18 protein-coding genes are annotated in these 19,222 nt (G+C 55.0%); 8 read left to right on the top strand and 10 right to left on the bottom strand.

The annotated features are described in order from the left end of the window. Positions 1 to 87: 87 nt before the first annotated feature. The gene (gene gstA / locus A936_RS16120) at positions 88 to 693 is read left to right on the top strand and encodes a glutathione transferase GstA (RefSeq protein ID WP_008459648.1); all 606 of its coding nucleotides are present in this window, start codon (positions 88 to 90) and stop codon (positions 691 to 693) included. A 61-nt stretch (positions 694 to 754) separates the two neighbouring features. Then, positions 755 to 1,000 (top strand): DUF2543 family protein, encoded by a 246-nt coding sequence (locus tag A936_RS16115; protein ID WP_008459646.1) that lies wholly within the window; start codon positions 755 to 757, stop codon positions 998 to 1,000. Between the two features lie 24 nt (positions 1,001 to 1,024). Here A936_RS16115 and A936_RS16110 read toward each other — a convergent pair whose 3' ends face one another. The 5 genes from A936_RS16110 to A936_RS16090 form a co-directional block, all read right to left on the bottom strand. Then, positions 1,025 to 1,723: an RluA family pseudouridine synthase gene (locus tag A936_RS16110; RefSeq protein WP_008459644.1), complete on the bottom strand. Its 699-nt coding sequence runs from the start codon at positions 1,721 to 1,723 to the stop codon at positions 1,025 to 1,027. 115 nt (positions 1,724 to 1,838) lie between these two features. Further along, positions 1,839 to 3,041: a cytochrome c gene (locus A936_RS16105; RefSeq protein ID WP_008459643.1), complete on the bottom strand. Its 1,203-nt coding sequence runs from the start codon at positions 3,039 to 3,041 to the stop codon at positions 1,839 to 1,841. Between the two features lie 7 nt (positions 3,042 to 3,048). Continuing rightward, positions 3,049 to 4,953 (bottom strand): NAD(P)-binding protein, encoded by a 1,905-nt coding sequence (locus A936_RS16100; RefSeq protein ID WP_008459642.1) that lies wholly within the window; start codon positions 4,951 to 4,953, stop codon positions 3,049 to 3,051. A gap of 272 nt (positions 4,954 to 5,225) precedes the next feature. Beyond that, on the bottom strand, positions 5,226 to 5,699 hold the full coding sequence (locus A936_RS16095) for an ester cyclase (RefSeq protein ID WP_008459641.1): 474 nt from the start codon (positions 5,697 to 5,699) through the stop codon (positions 5,226 to 5,228). Positions 5,700 to 5,710: 11 nt separating this feature from the next. Beyond that, positions 5,711 to 7,138 carry a gamma-aminobutyraldehyde dehydrogenase gene (locus A936_RS16090; RefSeq protein ID WP_008459640.1) on the bottom strand — a complete coding sequence of 476 codons (1,428 nt, stop codon included), beginning with the start codon at positions 7,136 to 7,138 and terminating at the stop codon, positions 5,711 to 5,713. A 236-nt stretch (positions 7,139 to 7,374) separates the two neighbouring features. Here A936_RS16090 and A936_RS16085 point away from each other — a divergent pair, with 236 nt between their 5' ends. Further along, positions 7,375 to 8,094 carry a FadR/GntR family transcriptional regulator gene (locus A936_RS16085; protein WP_034809582.1) on the top strand — a complete coding sequence of 240 codons (720 nt, stop codon included), beginning with the start codon at positions 7,375 to 7,377 and terminating at the stop codon, positions 8,092 to 8,094. A 27-nt stretch (positions 8,095 to 8,121) separates the two neighbouring features. Then, entirely contained in the window at positions 8,122 to 8,829 is a 708-nt protein-coding gene (locus A936_RS16080; RefSeq protein ID WP_008459638.1) for a cache domain-containing protein, read from the top strand. Positions 8,830 to 8,885: 56 nt separating this feature from the next. Here A936_RS16080 and A936_RS16075 read toward each other — a convergent pair whose 3' ends face one another. The 4 genes from A936_RS16075 to A936_RS16060 form a co-directional block, all read right to left on the bottom strand. Next, positions 8,886 to 10,367, bottom strand: coding sequence for an APC family permease (locus A936_RS16075; protein WP_008459637.1), 1,482 nt, complete (start codon positions 10,365 to 10,367; stop codon positions 8,886 to 8,888). A 236-nt stretch (positions 10,368 to 10,603) separates the two neighbouring features. Continuing rightward, entirely contained in the window at positions 10,604 to 11,368 is a 765-nt protein-coding gene (locus tag A936_RS16070; protein ID WP_008459636.1) for a LamB/YcsF family protein, read from the bottom strand. Between the two features lie 2 nt (positions 11,369 to 11,370). Further along, complete coding sequence (locus A936_RS16065) at positions 11,371 to 12,870, bottom strand: MDR family MFS transporter (protein ID WP_008459635.1); 1,500 nt, start codon at positions 12,868 to 12,870, stop codon at positions 11,371 to 11,373. Positions 12,871 to 12,976: 106 nt separating this feature from the next. Next, positions 12,977 to 13,327, bottom strand: a complete 351-nt coding sequence (locus A936_RS16060; RefSeq protein WP_008459634.1) for a cupin domain-containing protein — start codon at positions 13,325 to 13,327, stop codon at positions 12,977 to 12,979. Between the two features lie 304 nt (positions 13,328 to 13,631). On the opposite strand from A936_RS16060, the gene ypdK reads away from it, so the two are divergent. Then, the gene (ypdK, locus tag A936_RS23980; RefSeq protein ID WP_034809579.1) at positions 13,632 to 13,733 is read left to right on the top strand and encodes a membrane protein YpdK; all 102 of its coding nucleotides are present in this window, start codon (positions 13,632 to 13,634) and stop codon (positions 13,731 to 13,733) included. Between the two features lie 59 nt (positions 13,734 to 13,792). Here the strand turns inward: ypdK and alaC are convergent, their stop codons facing one another. After that, complete coding sequence (gene alaC, locus A936_RS16050; protein ID WP_008459632.1) at positions 13,793 to 15,031, bottom strand: alanine transaminase; 1,239 nt, start codon at positions 15,029 to 15,031, stop codon at positions 13,793 to 13,795. 241 nt (positions 15,032 to 15,272) lie between these two features. On the opposite strand from alaC, the gene A936_RS16045 reads away from it, so the two are divergent. The 3 genes from A936_RS16045 to A936_RS16035 all read left to right on the top strand — a co-directional run bounded on the left by A936_RS16045 (position 15,273) and on the right by A936_RS16035 (position 19,180). Then, positions 15,273 to 16,514, top strand: coding sequence for a DUF1479 domain-containing protein (locus A936_RS16045; protein ID WP_008459629.1), 1,242 nt, complete (start codon positions 15,273 to 15,275; stop codon positions 16,512 to 16,514). A 234-nt stretch (positions 16,515 to 16,748) separates the two neighbouring features. After that, a complete protein-coding gene (locus A936_RS16040; RefSeq protein ID WP_034809573.1) occupies positions 16,749 to 18,452 on the top strand; it encodes a sensor histidine kinase in 1,704 nt (567 codons plus the stop codon). Then, positions 18,449 to 19,180 carry a LytR/AlgR family response regulator transcription factor gene (locus A936_RS16035; protein ID WP_008459626.1) on the top strand — a complete coding sequence of 244 codons (732 nt, stop codon included), beginning with the start codon at positions 18,449 to 18,451 and terminating at the stop codon, positions 19,178 to 19,180. Before A936_RS16040 ends, A936_RS16035 begins: the two co-directional genes overlap by 4 nt. Positions 19,181 to 19,222: the final 42 nt, after the last annotated feature.

Raw genomic sequence — 19,222 nt, 5'->3', positions numbered from 1 at the left:
ATTTTACAGAGGTGGCGGGCTAAATCATAGTGCATCCAGGCGCCGGGTCGCGCGCTGTACAGCTGTTTTTAATTTGTTGGAGATGCCATGAAACTGTATTACGCCCCAAAAGCTTGTTCGCTCTCGCCCCACATTGTCCTGCGTGAATTAGAGCTGGAATTCGAACTCATCAAAGTGGATAACAAAACTAAGATCACCGCCGACGGGCGAGACTTTTTCACCGTCACGCCCAAAGGCTATGTTGCCGCGCTGGAGCTGGACAACGGGGAGATCCTGACGGAAGGCACGGCTATCGTGCAGTACCTGGCCGATCTTCGCCCGGAAAAAGGGCTAGCGCCTCTGGCAGGAAGCTGGGCACGGGTTAGATTGCAGGAGTGGCTGAATTTCATCACCAGCGAACTTCATACCGCGTCTGCCCCGCTGTTCAACGCCTCGCTGCCGGAAGAGGTTAAAGCCATCTTCCGCGAAAAATTTTTCAAGCGGCTCGATTTTGTTCAGGATGCGCTCTCGAAAACTGTGTACCTGACCGGCTCCACTTTTAGCGTGGCTGATGCCTATCTTTATACCGTCCTGAGCTGGGGCAAAATGTTATCAATCGACCTTAACCAGTGGCCCGCTATTACCCGTTATATGACGGCGATAAACGCGCGGCCAGCGGTGCAGGAAGCCCTCCGTGTGGAAGAAACTCACTGATCCCTTTTGCCCGCTGAACAATGCTATTATCGCGGCCAGGCTAACAAACCCAGAGATAACCATGAACAACGAAATCGACCTGAAATATTACGACATCGCGGACGAATACTCGACGGAAGCGGCAAAGCCCGTTGCCGAGGATGAGCGTGATGCCGTGGCGCACTATTTCCAGCTGCTGATTACCCGCTTAATGAATAACGAGGAAATCAGCGAGGAAGCGCAGGGTGAGATGGCCGTTGAGGCTGGCCTTGCCGAACAGCGCATTGACGAAATCGCTGAGTTTCTGAATCAGTGGGGCAACGAGTAATGTCTGCCGCAACACATTTTCTCGTCAGAATGGGCTGTCGCATCTGGCAGCCACCGGTTCGCCGCTGACCGGGTGAACAAAATGCAGTTCGCTGGCATGCAGCATCAGCCGCGGCACTCGTTCAGTGCCTGACAACGCCAGCCCGCCATACAGATCGCAGCCCAGAATCGGGTGGCCAAGATATTGCGCATGGATGCGCAGCTGGTGGGTCCGCCCGGTTTCAGGCGCAAGCTGTACCCTCGTTAACGGCAGCCGAGCACCATTTTCAAGTTCCCGATAAATCCGCTCAATCACCGTGTAACGCGAGCGAGCAGGTTTGCCGCTGACGGCGCAAATCGACATCAGTGGAAACAGCGCCGGATCTTTGGCAATCGCCGCGTCGATCATTCCTTCCTCTTTTTCAAGATGCCCGCAAAGCAGCGCGGTATACACCTTGGCAACAGAACGCTGGCTGAACTGCTGGCAGAGCAACGCATTGATCGCCTTATTCAGCGCAATCACCATCAGCCCGGAGGTGCCGAAATCCAGGCGATGCACCAGCGTGCAGCCGGGGAATATCTGCACCAGCCGATGATGCACCGAGTCAAGATTCTGCGGATTTTTCCCTGAAAGGCTGAGCAAGCCGGAAGGTTTATCGATCAACGCCAGATGCTCGTCCTGATAAAGAATTTCTATCTCATCAAAACAAGGCGGGGCAATAAACGTATCAATAATCGTAGACATTGGGCTGCCCGGCTGGAGAGTGGAGCCGGATGATAGCGAATTTCACGAGGCCAGGCGAATCTAACCCCGATAAAGAGGGGCCATCAAGGCCCCTGTTTAAACTTATCTGGCTGAACTATTTGCCCTCGCCGGTTATCTTCTTCACCTCAGCTTCGGTTGCCGCAGGCGCACCGTTACCCCAGGAACCACGCACGTAGTTCACCACATCGGTCATCTCTTTGTCCGACAGCACGCCTTTATAGCCGGGCATCATGAACGGAATAGTGCCCTGGGTTTGCGGCGTGTGCGCCCCGTCGGCGATCACGCTGATAAGCGAGGACGGATCTTTCGCCATCACCGCCGAGTTGCCCACCAACGACGGCACGTTAAAGTCAGTCCCCTTCCCGTCCGGGCTGTGGCAGGTTGAGCAGTAGCGCATGTAGAGGGTTTTACCGTCGGACGGCTGAGAAACCACGGCAGCATTCACCGGCGTGGCGGCTGGTTTTTGCGGCTTGAAGTTGGCGATATACAGCGCGATAGCTTCCAGGTCGGCATCCGTCAGGTACTGGGTACTTTGGGTGACCACTTCCCCCATTGGCCCGGCAATAGCGTGATGCTGGCTGCGGCCTTTGCTCAGCAAGTCTTTCACTTCCTGGGTGGACATATTCATGCCGCGCAGGGAAGGCGCATACCAGCCGTCGATCATCGCCCCGCTCAGGAATTCCGGGCTGGAATCATCGTAGCCTTTCTCCTGCATCGCCATGCCGCGTGGAGTATGGCAGGCGCCGCAGTGGCCCGGCCCCTGCACCAGATAAGCCCCACGTTTAATTTTCTCCGCGTTATCCCCGCGGGCCTCAACCACCACACCGCCGGATTTCACGTCATCCACGAACAGGCCGTTCCACACGCGCAGCGGCCAGCGGGCCGACAGCAGCAGCGGAATATCATTCTCTTTATTGGCGGTCGCCGCCGGGGCAACGTCCTTCATAAAGTAGTCGTACAGCGCCTTCACGTCTTCATCGGTCATTTTGGCGTAGGAAGGATAAGGCATCGCCGGGTAAAGGGCGTGACCATCTTTGGCTATCCCCTGGCGAACCGCCTTCTCGAAATCTTCGTAGCTGTAATCGCCAATGCCGTGGGTTTTGTCCGGCGTGATGTTGGTGGAGTAGATATCCCCCACCGGCGTAGAAAACTTTTTGCCTCCGGCCATCGGCTGGCCGCCGTCTACGGTGTGGCAGGCGACGCAGTCTGACGCGCGCGCCACATACTCACCTTGCGATACGGCAGCGTAGCCGCTGGCAGAAAAGAGGATCGAGATAGCCGCTAAAATACGTTTCATTTCCTGGTTACCCCATCGCCACAAGTTCGTTGACCGCACGCCATGCCTGGTCGATAGCCGCGTGGGCGTAAGCGCTCCAGTCTGAGTCAGAGTTAGCAATCGTGATGCGGCCTATCGGCTGGCGGGCACGGTTGATAATTTCCGGCATTTTCTCCATGTCATCGCTCAGGGCGTTAGCATAGTAGGCATAGCCGTGCGCCCAGCGGTTGACCGTGATGGCCGCAATATCGCGTTCGTGGTCAAAGCCAGTGTGGCCCAGCATCTCCTGCAGCTGAGAGCGGATCATCTGCTCATGGGCTTCAAAGGAAGAACCGAGCAGGAATGCACGGCCCCGGCGAAACTGCTCGCGCGGAGACATGTTGCTGCCCGGATAAGTCGGCACATACACCATGTGGATACACATCGGGTCGTCCGGCGTTTGCGGGTGATGGTAGTCGCCCATGCTGACCGGGTAATCAAGCTTCACGCGGCTGTACGGTGCTGCCGGGGAATAGAATTCATGCACGCCGGTGTTTTTGAAAGCACGCCAGTTGTTGACCACCACGTTGGTGTAGACCAGCGGCGCTTTGACGTTGAGGCGCAGATCTTCTTTCTGCTGCTCCGGTGCCTCCGGCACGATGTACGGGATCATCATATTGTAGCCCGCCATAATGGCGTTGCGGCTCTTCACGCGGTGCAGCTTGCCGCTCTGATTGTTGATATAGCTCACCACCACGCCGTTATCGGCATTGGCGGCGTTAATCACGCTGCTGTTGAGCCGAATGCGGGTACCGTTTTCCGGCCTGTCCAGCAGCTCGTAGTGCAGCCTTGCGGTGACGGAATCTTCCATCGTACTGCCCGGCAGCGCGTCAGGAATCAGTTTTCGCACCATCAGGCGCGTCAGCCCGGCGTTGCCGTCCGGGAAGTGGTAGGTGTACGGCTCTTCAAGGTCGGCCAGCGCTTCGCCATCCAGCGGCGGCAACCCCATTGCCTCCATGCCCGGCAGCGCACAGGCGCGCGCGTCGCTGCAGCTCACGCCTTCAATCCCGATGGCAAAAAAGTCGTTGGTACGCTGCTGGAAGTACATCAGCGCCATTTTGCTTAAGCCGACTTTCTGCTCGAGGAACTCATGATAGCTGTGGACATCCAGCCATTCACTTTTCTGCTCGACCGTCATGCCCGGCAGGTAATCGGCAGGGTTGACGTGCAGATCCAGCAGCGCCTTGCGGTCTGCCTCGCTCAGCGGGAAGTCATTGATAAAGGCTTCGATGCTGCGGCCATTGAGCCTGTCCGGCGGAATATCGTCCGACACCGCGCGACCTGGGTCGCCGCTGACGATTTTGGTTTCACCGAAGTTCTTTTTGTCGAAGAACACGCCGCGGCTCAGGTTCTGGTCCGGGTAGAAAGTAGCGTCAAAGCTGCTTTTCATTCGCGTGATGCTGACGCCCAGGGAATCCATCAGGCCGTGAACCACCGGGCTGAAGTTGCTGTTCGGCGACTGGAATGATTCGCTGCCGCCGTAGCCCAGCAGCGTTTTGCCGCCGACGTTGAACTGGTTGCGCTTGGCGTGCCCGCCGAAGTCGTCATGGTTGTCGAGGATCAGGATTTTGGCCTCCTTCCCCATTTTTTCGCGCCAGAAGCAGGCTGCCGCCAGGCCGCTGATCCCGCCTCCAACCACCACCAGGTCGTACTCTTCTTCTACCGGCAGCTTACCGAAGTCGAATTTTTCGTGCTCGCGCCCAAGGGCGTGCGCCATTTCGAACGAGCCAGGGTGGTTGCCGCGCAGACCAGTTAGCCCCGGCGGGTAGTAATCTGCATTTATCACGGCGCTGCCGGATGCTTTGCCGTTTGCCCTCACCAGTTCCAGAGGCGTTAAACCAGAGACAATTGCAATTGCCATCCCGTTAAGAAAGTCACGTCGGGTAATAGACATAGATAACCTTTTTTATCAGTCCTTTATACCCGTCATACTTCAAGTTGCATGTGCGTTACCTGCATCAGTCACATAGTTATCTATGCGCCTGAGGATTCACGGCCTTGGTGCCTTCCTGCAACTCGAATTATTTAGGGTATAGACATATTGTTAACCAAATGATAACAAACTCCCTGCCGCTTCGCTACGCGATAAGCCTGTTAACTATAGTGTCTTTTCTGGTAACGGGTTGCCGGTGCGCCGCCCGCGGGTAACGACCAGTAAGCGGCGTGCTATTGCCGAGGTTTGAGCTCTTCGTCGAGTTTCTTCGAGTCGTAGTAATCGCCCTGCCAGGTAATTTTGCCGTGGCTGACTTTGATAAAGCTCACGCCTTCAAACTTGATCGGGTTGTTGGTTGCCGGGCTGCCGCCCCACTCGCCGCTGTTGGTGCCGGTGAACGTCCAGCGGAAAGCGATGGTGTCGTGGTTATAAACCGGCTCGCTGGTCATCTGCCAGTGCAGGTCCGGCACCGCTTTAATAAACGCGCCAATCACCTCTTTCTCGGCTTTTTCTTTCCCTTCAACCGGTGTGCCGACGGCGGCGTCGTAATAAACCATATCGCTGGCAAGATACTGGGCCGCCTGCCCGGCCTGGTGGGCATTCCACGCGGCCATATAATTTTTCACGACGGAAAGCGGAGCGCTTTCGGCCAGCGCCAGGGTTGAAAAGAAAAACAGCGACAGCGCAACAGCATTAACTCTTTTCATCGCAGGGATCCTTATTCAGTGATATCGCACATAATGTGTTTGAGGCGGGTGTATTCGTCGAGGGAGTAAGACGAAAGGTCTTTGCCGTAGCCGGACTTTTTAAATCCGCCATGGGGCATTTCCGCGCACAGCGGGATATGGTTGTTGATCCACACGGTGCCGAAATCGAGACGGGTGCTAAAGCGCTGCGCCCGGCTGTGGCTGCTGGTCCAGACGCTTGCCGCCAGGCCGTATTCCACGTCGTTGGCTCTGCTGAGCGCCTCTTCTTCGCTGCTGAAAGACTGGATAGTCATCACCGGGCCAAAAACTTCATGCTGGATGGCCTCATCGCGCTGCTTCAGCCCGGAAATGATCGTCGGCTCAAAGTAGTAGCCGGGGCCCGCGCCCTTTTTGCCGCCGGTTTCAATTTTTGCATGGGCAGGCAGCCGTTCAATAAAGCCCGTCACCTGCTCCAGCTGGTTGCGGCTGTTGAGGGCGCCATACAAAGCCTCGCGATCGTCCGGCTCGCCGAAGGTGATTGATTTGGTTTTCTGAATCAGCTTTTCAAGGAAAGCGTCGTAGGCGGAGGCTTCAACGATGATACGCGTGGCAGCGGTGCAATCCTGCCCGGCATTAGAGAAACCGGCGGCGGTAATCACCTCGACCGCTTTGTTCATGTCCGCATCGGCAAACACCACCACCGGCGCCTTGCCACCCAATTCGAGATGCGCTTTGGTCAGGTTGGCGGCAGCAGAGGCGGCAACCTGCAGCCCGGCGCGAACGGAACCGGTAATCGACACCAACGAGGCTTCCGGGTTGGATACCACCAGCGAGCCCGTCCCCGCTTTGCCCAGCACCACGTTGAATGCGCCTTGTGGGAACAAAGGTGCCGCAATTTCGGCCAGAATCAGCGTGCTGATAGGCGTCGTATCGCTCGGTTTCAGCACCACGGTGTTGCCCGCCGCAAGCGCCGGAGCGATTTTCCAAACGGCCATCATGAATGGGTAGTTCCACGGCGTCACCTGCCCGACAATCCCCAGCGGTTCGCGGCGAATGGTTGAGGTAAACCCGGCGGCATATTCCCCGGAAGCTTTCCCCTCAAGGCAACGGGCCGCCCCGGCAAAGAAGCGGATAGCGTCGCAGGACGCCGCGATTTCATCGCGCTCGATAAAGTGTTTAAGCTGCCCCGTTTCCTGACTTTGCACCTCCACAATCCGCGCGGCATTACGTTCAATTTCATCGGCAAGCTTCAGCAAGGCACGCTGCCGCTCGGACGGCAGGGAATGTTTCCATACCGCGAACGCCGCTTTTGCCGCCGCGTAAGCCTGGTTAACTTCTTCCGCGCCGCCGTCAGGGGATTGCGCATAAACCTCGCTGTTGACCGGGCTGACCAGGTCAAACAATGTGGCTGGCTGGCCCGCCACATAGTGCCCGTTGATAAAATGCTTCAGGGTTTGCATCGCCTTTTCCTCAGATTAAACATAAACAATATTATGTAATATCTTTTGAGTGGCGACTTTTCAATCTGCGCTTGATAGCAACATGATCGACCCCACAATTTAACAATATTTTTACATTGCAATGCCGGGCAAGCGGTGAAAACCGCCGTTTCTGGTAGCCTGTCGATGCCTTTCTTAAAGGCCCGGGCTGTGCTATCAATAACCGTTGATTCAGGGAATTTTAATCAGAGAGCACTATGATTACTCACGCAGTAATATTCGCACCTATAGGACAGGCAAGTCGATCCGATCAAATTGTGCAGCGGCTTTCAAATGCAATTATTACTGGTTTGCTTGAGGCAAATGAGCAGCTTCCTAATGAAGCCGACCTTGCCAAAATGATGGGCGTTTCCCACATAACAATACGCGAAGCCTTAAATACTCTGCGGGCGAATAATTTAATCCACACCGTTCGTGGGCGAAATGGCGGCAGCTTTGTTTGCGAAAATAGCGGCGAATTTCAGACGCCGCTCCACCCTTTTAAGACCATCAGCTCAGACTATATTTCTGACCTCGGCGAAATGCATTGCGCCATAATTAGCCACAGCGCCAAACTGGCCTCCAGACGCATGACCAGCGCGGATATCACCCGGCTACAGGAGTTTGTTGAGGCGCTGAAATCGGCCAGCACGCCGGAGCTAAAAACTCAGGCAGATATGCGCTGCCTGCTGGCACTTTCCGCCAGTTCTCAGTCCGCAAGGCTTGCCAACCAGGAACTGCTGCTGCAGGCCGAATGGGCTTCACTGGTGGCCATTCTTTACCGTGATGAAGCCATTCATCGGGAAGTGATTGATGTTTATACCGAATTGATCGCCGCGCTAGAAACCCATCACGAGCAGGAGGCGGTGCGATTAGCCACGCAACTCATCGACACCTTCACCTTCTATCTCATTGAAAGCAAATTAAAATATAAATAAAACTGACACAACAACACGGGCATCGCCATGAATGTACCTGCAAGCCTCATCCCTTTTACCCGTAAGATTGACGACATCCTTACCACCACCATCCAGGCAACCATTGCGCTTGCCGGGCAGGTTGAGTCCACGCTGGCAGCGTTTCACGGCGGCGATCATAAATTGCTGCTGGATCCCGCGGTAAAGCGAGCCATCCAGGAACACATCAAAGAGACGCTGAACGAAACGCCTTATTGCTCAGGCTCTGGCTTTGCCAGCCACATTGCAGGCAGCACGGAAGAGAAAGAGTACTGGCTGCTGGAGTGGTGGTACAAAAAGGCCGACGGCGTGAAAAAGGTGAATCTCGACCTGGATCAGGCCACCCAGCAGCGGCTGGATTTCAGGACCTTTGAGTGGTTTAAAGATGCTCAGGAAAACGGCCAGGCGTATATTCACGGCCCTTATGTCGATTACGTTTGTAATACGTCTTATACCTTAACCTCTGCGATGCCGGTTTATTTGCACCAGCGTTTTATTGGCGTGGCGGCAATTGATGTGCTGGTCAGTGAAGTCGAGGAAGAATTACTTCCGCTGTTCAATAACCACAGAGTTATGCTGACTAATTTAGATAAGCGGATTATTTTCTCTACTTATCCTAAATACCGCGTGGGTGAATTACTGAATATCGCTGAGGCGGCTGAAGTCTATAACACAGAATACTGCACGTTATATGAGCTTATTAAAAAAGGGTCATAAGACCCTTTAATACTGTGGATAAATGCATACAAAAAAGGGCCATAAGGCCCTTTGGATTAATACTCGCGGGAAAGATTTAGCCGTTTGGCGTATTCAATGGCGTCATTTTCAGGCGCATCAGAATGGCCGAACGGTCTGGCAATCGTCATGTAAACCAGCCCCGAGCCGATGACCAACGCCAGGCCAATCAGCACCGTCCAGCGGTCAATAAAGGTTGCGCTGTCCGCAGGCTGGGCCAACAGCCAGATCCCGCCGATACCGTAGGCCAGCGCCAGCACATTCACCAGCGTGCCCCATGCCCCCAGCGTCCATTCTCCCGCAGGCTTCCAGCCCTTAAAGCGCTGGCGCAGCGCGGCCAGAATCACCATCTGGAAGGAGACGTATATCCCTATCACGGCAAACGCGGTGATGCGAGCAAGGTTATCCGGCTGGAAGTAGACCCAGACGCAAATCACCATCGGCAGCAGGCAGCTCACCAACATCGCGTTGTCCGGCACGCTATGCTTCGAGATCTTCGCCATCCACTCGCTGCCCGGCAGCATTTTGTCGCGGGAGAACGAGAAGATCAGGCGGCTCAGCGCGGCCTGAAGCGACAGGATGCAGGAGAGCATCGCCACAATGGCAATCACGATAAACAGCGTGGCGCCCTTCTCGCCCAGCGCATCGTTCAGAATCGCCGGGATCGGATCGGCTATTTTGCCGTTCACAATGTTCATCAGATCCGGGGATGACAGCAGGTAACCCAGAATGGAGATCACCGCAGAGATCGCGCCGAAAACGATACTGAGGATCATCGCCACCGGGATCTTACGCCCCGGGTTTTTCACCTCTTCCGCCACGTTGCCGCAGGCTTCGAAGCCGAAGAACATAAACAGCCCCATCAGCGACGCCGACATAAAGGCCGTGCCGTAGCTGCCGTCTTTTGCCAGCGCGCCCATGGCGTCAAACACCACGGAGAAAGGCTGATTGCGGTGGAAAATCAGCAGGTAAATGCCGAGCGCAATCACGCTGATAATTTCGCACCAGAAGCCGAAGCGGGCGACCCTCGCCAGGTTTTTCGTCCCGGACATGTTGACGCCCATCATGATGGTGAGCAGCACCACGGAAGTGAGCAGCATCGCAATTGGCGTATCGCCGTAATGAAAAAGCGAGGCGACGAAGGTGGAGGTGTATTCCACGATAGACGTAATGGTCACCACCAGCGCCCAGAGGTAAATCCACGCGGCAATCCAGGCGTATTTCTTCCCCCACAGCCTTCTGGCCCACGGATATAGCCCGCCGGTGATGGGATACTGCGAAGCCACCTCGCCAAACACCAGGGCAACCAGCAGCTGCCCGCAGGCGGCAATCAGGATCCACCAGATGGCTGGCGGCCCGGCGAGGGTTATCGCCAGCGCAAACAGGGAATACACGGCGGTCAACGGCGAGAGGTAGGTAAAACCGAGCGCAAAGTTAGACACCAGGCCGATGGAGCGGTTGAACTGCTGGCCCTTCTCCGGCAGGGAATCGGTATTTTTTGTAGCAGATGTCTGTTCCATATGTCTTTCTCTTTAGGGGGCATAGTTGCAGGCAATAGCTACATTTTATAAAACATATTAAGTTATATGTATATTGTGCCTTGTCACAATTTTGTTAGATATAATGTTATTGTATTGTTAATAATAAAAGACAGAAGAAGAGCGAATGAAAGCAATTTCAGAGATGGAAAAAGCGCCAGCCACAATGTTCGCGGAGAGCCGGTCACCCCGCACTCCGCCTGCAGCGCAAAACGCGTTTATCTGGCAAAAGCCTGCACCTCTATTTCCTGAGAAATAAACAGATTGCGGATTGCCTGCGCCATAGCAAGCGCCCCCGCGCTATCGCCGTGCACACAAATGGAGTCGGCCTGGATGGGGGTAAATACGCCTTCGATTGACTCCACGCCACCCTCAGTAATCAGCTGCAGCATACGTGCGGCAACCTGCCCGGCATCGTGTAACACGGCACCAGGTTCACGTCTTGACACCAGAGAACCATCAGCATGATAGGCCCGGTCGGCAAAGGCTTCGCTGACGGTCGCCACCCCTTTTTGCTGCGCCCATGCCAGCAGGGGCGAGCCCGCCAGCACCACCAGCGGCAAGGAGGCGTCAAACGCCAGAATGGCATCCAGCACCGCTTCGGCCTGGCGCTTGTCATGCGCGATGGTGTTATACAGCGCCCCATGCGGTTTCACATACCGGACGCGCGTTCCCACTGCCTGTGCCAGCCCCTGTAGCGCGCCAATCTGGTAAATGACGTCCGCCGTCAGTTCGTCGCTGGCAATATCCATATTGCGCCGGCCAAACCCGACGAGATCCGGATACGCCACGTGCGCGCCCACGGCAACGCCCTGAGCTTTTGCGGCGCGAAGTGTTTCGAGCATGCCCGCAGGCGATCCGGCGTGAAAACCACAGGCCACGTTGGCACTGCTGACAATTTGCAGGATCGCGGCATCATCCCCCATTGTCCACTGCCCGAAGCTTTCACCTAAATCACTGTTTAAATCGATGTTTTTTTTCATAGTCAGCCTTTACGCAGCGGCTCATTTTTCATCAGCAGCGCGAGGACAAAGCCCAGCACCACAACGCCCGCCGAAATTATAAACACGGAATGAATCGCTGAGCCAAAAGCCTGCAGATAATCGTTACGGATCGCCACGGGCAGTTCGTGTACCGCCTGCGCACCAAGCTGGCGCGGCAATTGAGTCCCCTCCGGGATCAGCGTCTCAAGATTACTGCGCAGCACGGAGGTAAAAACCGCGCCAAACGCAGCCACGCCAATTGAACCACCGATGGAGCGAAACAGCGTCGCGCTTGAGGTCGCTACCCCGATAAGTTTTATTTCCACGCTGTTCTGCACGGCCAGCACCAATACCTGCATCACCATGCCGAGTCCCAGCCCTAAAAGACCAACGTACAGATAAAGCGTGGTCAGCGGCGTCTCCAGCTTTAGCGTACCGAGCAGCGCCATCGCGATAAAACTTAACAGCGTTCCGATAATGGGAAAAATGCGGTAGCGGCCTATTTTACTGATAATGCGCCCGCTGATGATTGAGGTCAGGATAAGTCCACCCATCAGCGGCAGCATTTGCATCCCCGCCTGGGACGGCGTTGAGAACTTTACCACCTGCAGATAAAGGGGCAAAAAGGTCATCGAGCCAAACAGCGACATGCCTATAATAAACCCAATCAGGCAGCTCAATAAAAAAGTACGGTTGCGGAACAGGTGCAGCGGGATCATCGGCTCAATCGCCAGTCGCTCTTCATAAATAAAGCCAATGAGCGCCACGACAAAGAACGCAAAGATGCACCACAGCTGCGGATCAGTCCACGCCATGACCGTGCCGCCTTCGCTGGTGAATAAAATCAGGCAGGTCAGAGAAATTGTCAGGTAGCCCGCGCCAAGAAAATCAATTTGATGCCTAATTCGCGCCGTCTGGGATTTCAGCACCGCGCCGATAACCAGCAGGGCAAAAATCCCCAGCGGCAGGTTGATATAGAAAATCCAACGCCAGGAAAAATGTTCAACCAGAAAACCGCCAATCAGCGGGCCAATGACCGTCGCCAGGCCGAAAACACCGCCAAAAAGCCCCTGGTATTTACCGCGTTCGGCGGGCGGGATCACGTCGCCCACCGCCGCCATGGTGACTACCAGCAGCCCGCCGCCGCCCAGTCCCTGCAGCGCGCGCATTAAAATAAGCTGCGTCATATTTTGCGCGAGGCCGCACAGCGCGGAGCCAAGAAGAAAGACCACAATCGCCGTTTGCAATACAACTTTGCGCCCGAGCAGGTCGCCAAACTTGCCGTAGAGCGGCACGACTATCGTGGAAGCCAGTAGATACGCAGTGACAACCCAGGAAAGCCTGTCCAGGCCGCCCAGTTCACCCACGATAGTCGGCAAAGCCGTAGAAACGATGGTTTGATCCAGCGCGGCCAGCAGCATGACTAGCATAAGCGCCGCAAACAGCAGGCGGACGGAGGTTGTTTGCGGCGAACCCGATGAAGCAGTTTCGGTCGTTGTCATGGTCGTTTTCATTAAGGGGAATAAGTTCGCCCTGGCGATTTGCTGAGAGTGTAAAGATACCTGCTTAACCGCCGCCTGAATTGCATCCAAACTCTGAAAAGCGCGATTAATCCGTTACTGGCAAATTCACCCTGTCGCCTCGGGTCGTTGGCTGCGAGATAACAAGAAATTCAACCTCGTTATCGGAATCATTGCGAGCCTGATGTTTTGCCTGCGGCGGAATCGGGATCCCCTTCCCCGCGGGTACAACGTAGCGCTCTCCTTCCAGCTCCATCGTCAATGCCCCGGTTAACACAAAAAAGAATTGCTGCGCCACGGAATGGTAGTGCCTTTGTTCCGTCCGCCCCGGCGGCATACGTTCATGAATCACGCTCAAAGCAGGATCTTTTAACAGATGCCATCCATCACAGTCTGTTCCCCACAAATAGTGTTCCGCATTTTCTTTTGAAACGATCATCTTTCCCCCCTGTTCAGCGAAAAAAATTAATAAAATTTAGCGTAAGCAAAAATACTTATTTTCAGACAAAAAATATCACTGAAAATGCGATATATCTTAATGTTTTTAATGAAGTAAATAAGGGATCACCCACACCTAATTAAAGTTCAAAAAACAGACAACTGTCACAATTTTGAGACACTTGTTTTCATTTTTAATTTGGGAGTACATTAGCGCCGTCCGGGTAAGGTTTTACCTCCGAATACCAGATGAAGCGGCACCCTAAAAGCAGTTTGCGGCTTCAGCTTATTATGTACCTGTTGAGATGCGCGTCAGCGCGGAGCGATGTGAAGTGAAATATTTTCTGATGGGTATTTCTGTGATTGTTGTGTTGTGGGCCGGCACCTTCTTCCTGATGGTTGAATAAGCCTTCACAAACAGCAGCGCAAAAAGAACAGGAGCCAAAGGGCTCCTGTTTTCGTTTCATTATTCGGCGTTTTCCGCCGCGTTTTTCGGCAGCGGTGGCAGCAGCCCGTCAGCCCTGAACATCGCCTTAATACCGCGCACGGCCTGACGGATACGATCCCGGTTTTCAATCAGCGCGAAGCGAACGTGAGTGTCACCGTAGTCGCCGAAGCCAATCCCCGGTGAAACGCAAACTTTCGCTTCCTGCAGCAGCTTTTTGGCGAACTCCAGCGAACCCATCGCCGCGTAATGTTCAGGAATTTTTGCCCAGACGTACATGGACGCTTTCGGGCATTCCACCATCCAGCCCGCTTCATGTAACCCTTTTACCAGTACGTCCCGACGGCGTTTGTATTGCTCTGCGATATCACGCACGCACTGCTGATCGCCTTCAAGGGCAGCAATCGCCGCCACCTGCAGCGGCGTAAAGGTGCCGTAATCGTGGTAGCTCTTGATACGCGCCAGCGCGCTGACCAGTTCCTGGTTACCGACCATAAAGCCGATCCGCCAGCCCGCCATATTGTAGCTTTTTGACAGCGTGAAGAACTCAACGGCCACGTCGCGCGCGCCGGGCACTTCCATAATGGAAGGCGCTTTCCAGCCGTCATAGACAATATCGGCGTAGGCCAGATCATGAATCACCAGCACGTCGTACTGCTTCGCCAGGGCAACAACCTTCTCGAAAAACGCCAGCTCCACGCACTGGGCGGTTGGGTTAGACGGAAAGCCGAGGATCATCATCTTCGGTTTCGGATAACTTTCGCGAATCGCCCTCTCCAGCTCGGCAAAGAAGTCCACGCCTTCCACCAGCGGCACGGAGCGAACCTGCGCCCCGGCGATCACCGCCCCATAAATGTGAATCGGGTAGCTTGGGTTCGGCACCAGCACGGTATCCCCGTGATCCAGCGTCGCCAGCATCAGGTGCGCCAGCCCTTCCTTCGAGCCAATGGTCACAATGGCTTCGCTTTCCGGGTCGATATCCACATCGTAGCGATCTTTGTACCAGCGAGAAATGGCGCGGCGCAGACGAGGAATGCCTCGCGAAGTGGAATACCCGTGCGTGTCTTCACGCTGGGCCACGGTGCAAAGTTTCTCGACGATATGCGGCGGCGTCGCCCCGTCCGGGTTGCCCATGCTGAAATCAATAATGTCTTCGCCGCGGCGTCGCGCAGCCATTTTCAGCTCGGCAGTGATGTTAAAAACGTAAGGGGGTAAGCGATCGATACGCGAAAAACGACGTTTTGGACTGGAGTCAGCCATAAATTCCTCAGAGTAACGTGAGCGCCCGGACCGTCCGAGCGACGCTGCCACGTGATGTGGCCTGTTTTGAAAATAGCCTGAATAAAAATCGCCTGTCGAGGGGGAAATGAAAATATTTTTTCCGCGACACAAAACGGGAAGTTTCGAATGAAACACATCACTATTTCATTTAATAATTCAGGCATACATTAACCAGGTAGCAACAACTCAGTAACTTATTCTCTGAAAGAGGGCGTCACCTATGCACCTGGACATTAACGATCTGCCAAAAGCTATCCGCGAGATAAAACAAAAGCTGCGCCGCGATCTGCCCCACTATCAATCGGCGTTTACCGAACTTGAAGCCAATATTCGCCAGCAGATCGAAACGATCCGCGAAGAAATGGCGCGCGGCGAGAACCCTGTTCCGCAGCTCGACGCCGACGACATTCTTCAGGGCCACGTGAGCGAGCAACAAAAAGCGCTGATTCGCCAGCGCGGCTGCTGCACGATCCGGGGCGTTTTCCCGCAGGAACAAGCTCGTGGCTGGAATGAAGAGATCGGCAATTATCTGGCACGAAATCATTTTGTCGAACGCCTGAAAAATGCGGCGGAAGACAACTATTTCGGCACGCTTGCCGACAGTAAGCCGCAGATTTACGGCATTTACTGGTCTAAACCACAAACCGAAGCCCGCCAGCATGAGCGTATGAAAGCGTTGCAGGTGTTCCTCAATAATCTGTGGCAAACGGAAAGCCACGGCAGGCAACACTTCGATCCAAATCGCGTCGTTTCTTACGCGGATCGCACTCGCCGTCGCCCGCCCCGCTCAAGCTCGCTGGGGCTTTCTCCGCACGTTGACGGCGGATCGGTTGAGCGCTGGCTGGACGAAAACTTCCGCCACGTTTACCGCCACGTATTTTCCGGTAACTGGAAAGATTACGACCCGTTTGCCGCCGAAGGCAGAACGGAAGTAAGGGAGTTCCCGTCCCCTGCGGTCTGTTCGATGTTCCGTACTTTCCAGGGCTGGACGGCGCTCACGCCCCAGCGCAAACACGGCGGCACGCTAAATTTGCTGCCGGTGGCTAATGCCATGGCCTGGATCTTGCTGCGGGCGCTGCAGGACGATGTACCAGAGGAATCGTTGTGCGAAGCTAAGCCAGGCAGAGCATTATCCATTAACAAAGAGTGGCATCCCCTTTTACTGACTGGGATTTCCTCAATTCCCGATATGGAGCCGGGCGATACCGTTTTCTGGCACTGCGATGTGATTCATGCCGTCGAGAACGAGCACCTCGGTGAGTTCGATAGCAACGTGATGTACATCGCCGCCGCGCCGTGGTGCGAGAAGAATGCCGGGTATCTGCCGCGCCAGTGGGACGCATTTGTTGAGGGTAAAACGCCGCCGGATTTCGCCGCCGATGATTTTGAGGTGGATTTTGCTGGTCGTGCGACCACGCAGGATTTGACGCCTGCTGGGCGGGAACAGCTTGGCGGGAAGTAATGATCCTCACCCAGGCCCTCTCCCTGGAAGGGAGAGGCAATAAACCATGTTCCTCGTCACCTATTTTCTCCCTGCCCCTTTGCGGGGAGGGAGTAGACTGCATGCTGTTGTGACCTGGTATTTTCTCCCTCGCCCCCTTGGGGAGAGGGTCGGGGTGAGGGGTGTCCTCAACTGGAAACCCCCGCCAAATTTCCTTATCATTGGCGCTTCCCCTCTGAGCCACGCGAGTGACCCGTGCACGAAATTTTTACTATGCTGCTGGCGGTGTTCGATCGCGCGGCGCTGATGCTTATTTGCCTTTTCTTCCTGATTCGAATTCGTCTGTTCCGCGAATTGCTGCACAAAAGCGCCCATACGCCTAAAGAGCTGCTGGCGGTCACCGCTATTTTCTCAATGTTTGCGTTGTTCAGTACCTGGTCAGGCGTGCCGGTTGAAGGCTCGCTGGTCAACGTGCGTATTATCGCGGTGATGTCCGGCGGGATCCTGTTTGGCCCCTGGGTGGGGATTATTACCGGGCTTATCGCCGGGACACACCGCTACCTGATTGATATCGGCGGCATCACCGCTATCCCCTGCTTTATCACCAGCATCCTGGCCGGGATAATGTCCGGCTGGATCAACCGCAAAGTGCCGAAAGAGAAGCACTGGCGGGTCGGTATCATCGGCGGCATGCTCTGTGAAACGATGACCATGATTCTGGTGGTGCTCTGGGCGCCAAGCACCGCGCTGGGCCTTGATATCGTGTCCAAAATCGGCGTGCCGATGATCCTCGGCTCGGTGTCAATCGGCTTTATTATCCTGCTGGTGCAAAGCGTCGAGGGCGAGAAAGAGGCCAGCGCCGCCCGCCAGGCCAAGCTGGCGCTGGATATCGCCAACAAAACGCTGCCGCTGTTCCGCAAGGTTAACAGCGAGTCGCTACGCCAAGTTTGCCAGATTATTCGCCACGATATCGATGCGGATGCGGTGGCCATTACCGATACCGAAAAAGTGCTGGCCTACGTCGGGCTGGGGGAAAATAACTATCACGAGAACGACCAGGCTTTCAGCCCGCGCACCCGTCAGGCACTGAAAGAGGGGCGCATCATCATTCGCAACGATGACGAAGCCTGGCGAACGCCGGAAATTCACTCCTTAATCATCATCCCGCTGTGGGAAAAAGGCGTGGTGACCGGCACCCTGAAAATCTATTACCGCCATGCCCACCAGATCACCTCCACGCTACAGGAAATGGCGGTTGGCCTGTCGCAGATTATTTCTACCCAGCTTGAGGTTTCCCGCGCGGAGCAGCTGCGCGAAATGGCCAACAAAGCCGAACTCCGGGCGCTGCAAAGCAAGATAAACCCGCATTTCCTGTTCAATGCGCTGAATGCGATATCCTCCTCAATCCGTATGAACCCGGACACTGCCCGCCAGCTTATCGTCAACCTGTCACGCTACCTGCGCTATAACATCGAGCTGAACGACGACGAGCAAATTGATATCCGCAAGGAGCTGTATCAAATCAAGGATTACATTGCCATTGAGCAGGCGCGCTTTGGCGACAAGCTGACGGTGATTTATAACATTGATGAAGAGGTCAACTGCCGCATTCCCAGCCTGCTTATCCAGCCTCTGGTGGAAAATGCCATTGTGCACGGCATTCAGCCCTGTAAAGGTAAGGGTGTGGTGACGATAAGCATTGAAGAGAGCGGCAACCGGGTGCGCATTGCCGTGCGCGATACCGGCCACGGGATCGATCCTAAAGTGGTCGAGCGCGTGGAGAATAACGAAATGCCGGGGAATAAAATTGGCCTGCTGAACGTGCATCACCGAGTGCAGTTGCTCTACGGCGAAGGGCTGATCATCCGCCGCCTGGAGCCGGGGACCGAAATCGCCTTTTACGTGCCGCGCTATGTCCCCACCGCCGCGCCGCGCCCACTGGAAGGGAGAGAAGCATGAAGGTCATTATCGTAGAGGATGAGTTTCTGGCGCAGCAGGAGCTGAGCTGGCTTATCAAAAACCACAGCGACATGGAGATTGTCGCCTCTTTCGACGATGGTATGGATGTGCTGAAGTATTTGCAGCATCATGAAGTGGACGCCATTTTCCTCGACATCAATATTCCGTCGCTGGACGGCGTGCTGCTGGCGCAGAACATCAGCAAATTTGCCCACAGGCCGTTCATCGTGTTTATTACTGCCTGGAAAGAGCATGCGGTGGAAGCTTTTGAGCTGGAAGCGTTTGACTACATTCTGAAGCCGTATCAGGAGTCACGCATTATTGGCATGCTGCAAAAACTAGAGGTGGCTTATCAGCAGCAAACCTCTCAGCCTGCCGCCAGCCATGAAAACCGCGACGCCACGACGATTAACCTGATCAAAGACGAGCGAATTATCGTCACCGACATCAACGATATTTACTACGCGGAAGCTCACGAGAAGATGACCTTCGTCTATACGCGCCGTGAGTCTTACGTCATGCCGATGAACCTCACCGAATTCTGCAGCCGCCTGCCGGAGAGCCATTTCTTCCGCTGCCACCGCTCTTATGTGGTGAACCTGAGCAAAATCCGTGAAATAGAGCCGTGGTTTAACAATACCTATATTCTTCGCCTGCGAGATCTCGATTTTCAGGTGCCGGTGAGCCGCAGTAAGGTGAAAGAGTTCCGGCAGCTAATGCGCCTGTAGAGAAGGGAAACTGGCGGGCGCAATCGCAGTGCGCCCGCGCGG

The sequence above is a fragment of the Enterobacter sp. Ag1 genome (assembly GCA_000277545.1).
Lineage (GTDB): Bacteria > Pseudomonadota > Gammaproteobacteria > Enterobacterales > Enterobacteriaceae > Cedecea.
This window is presented reverse-complemented; position numbering and strand designations above follow the sequence as displayed.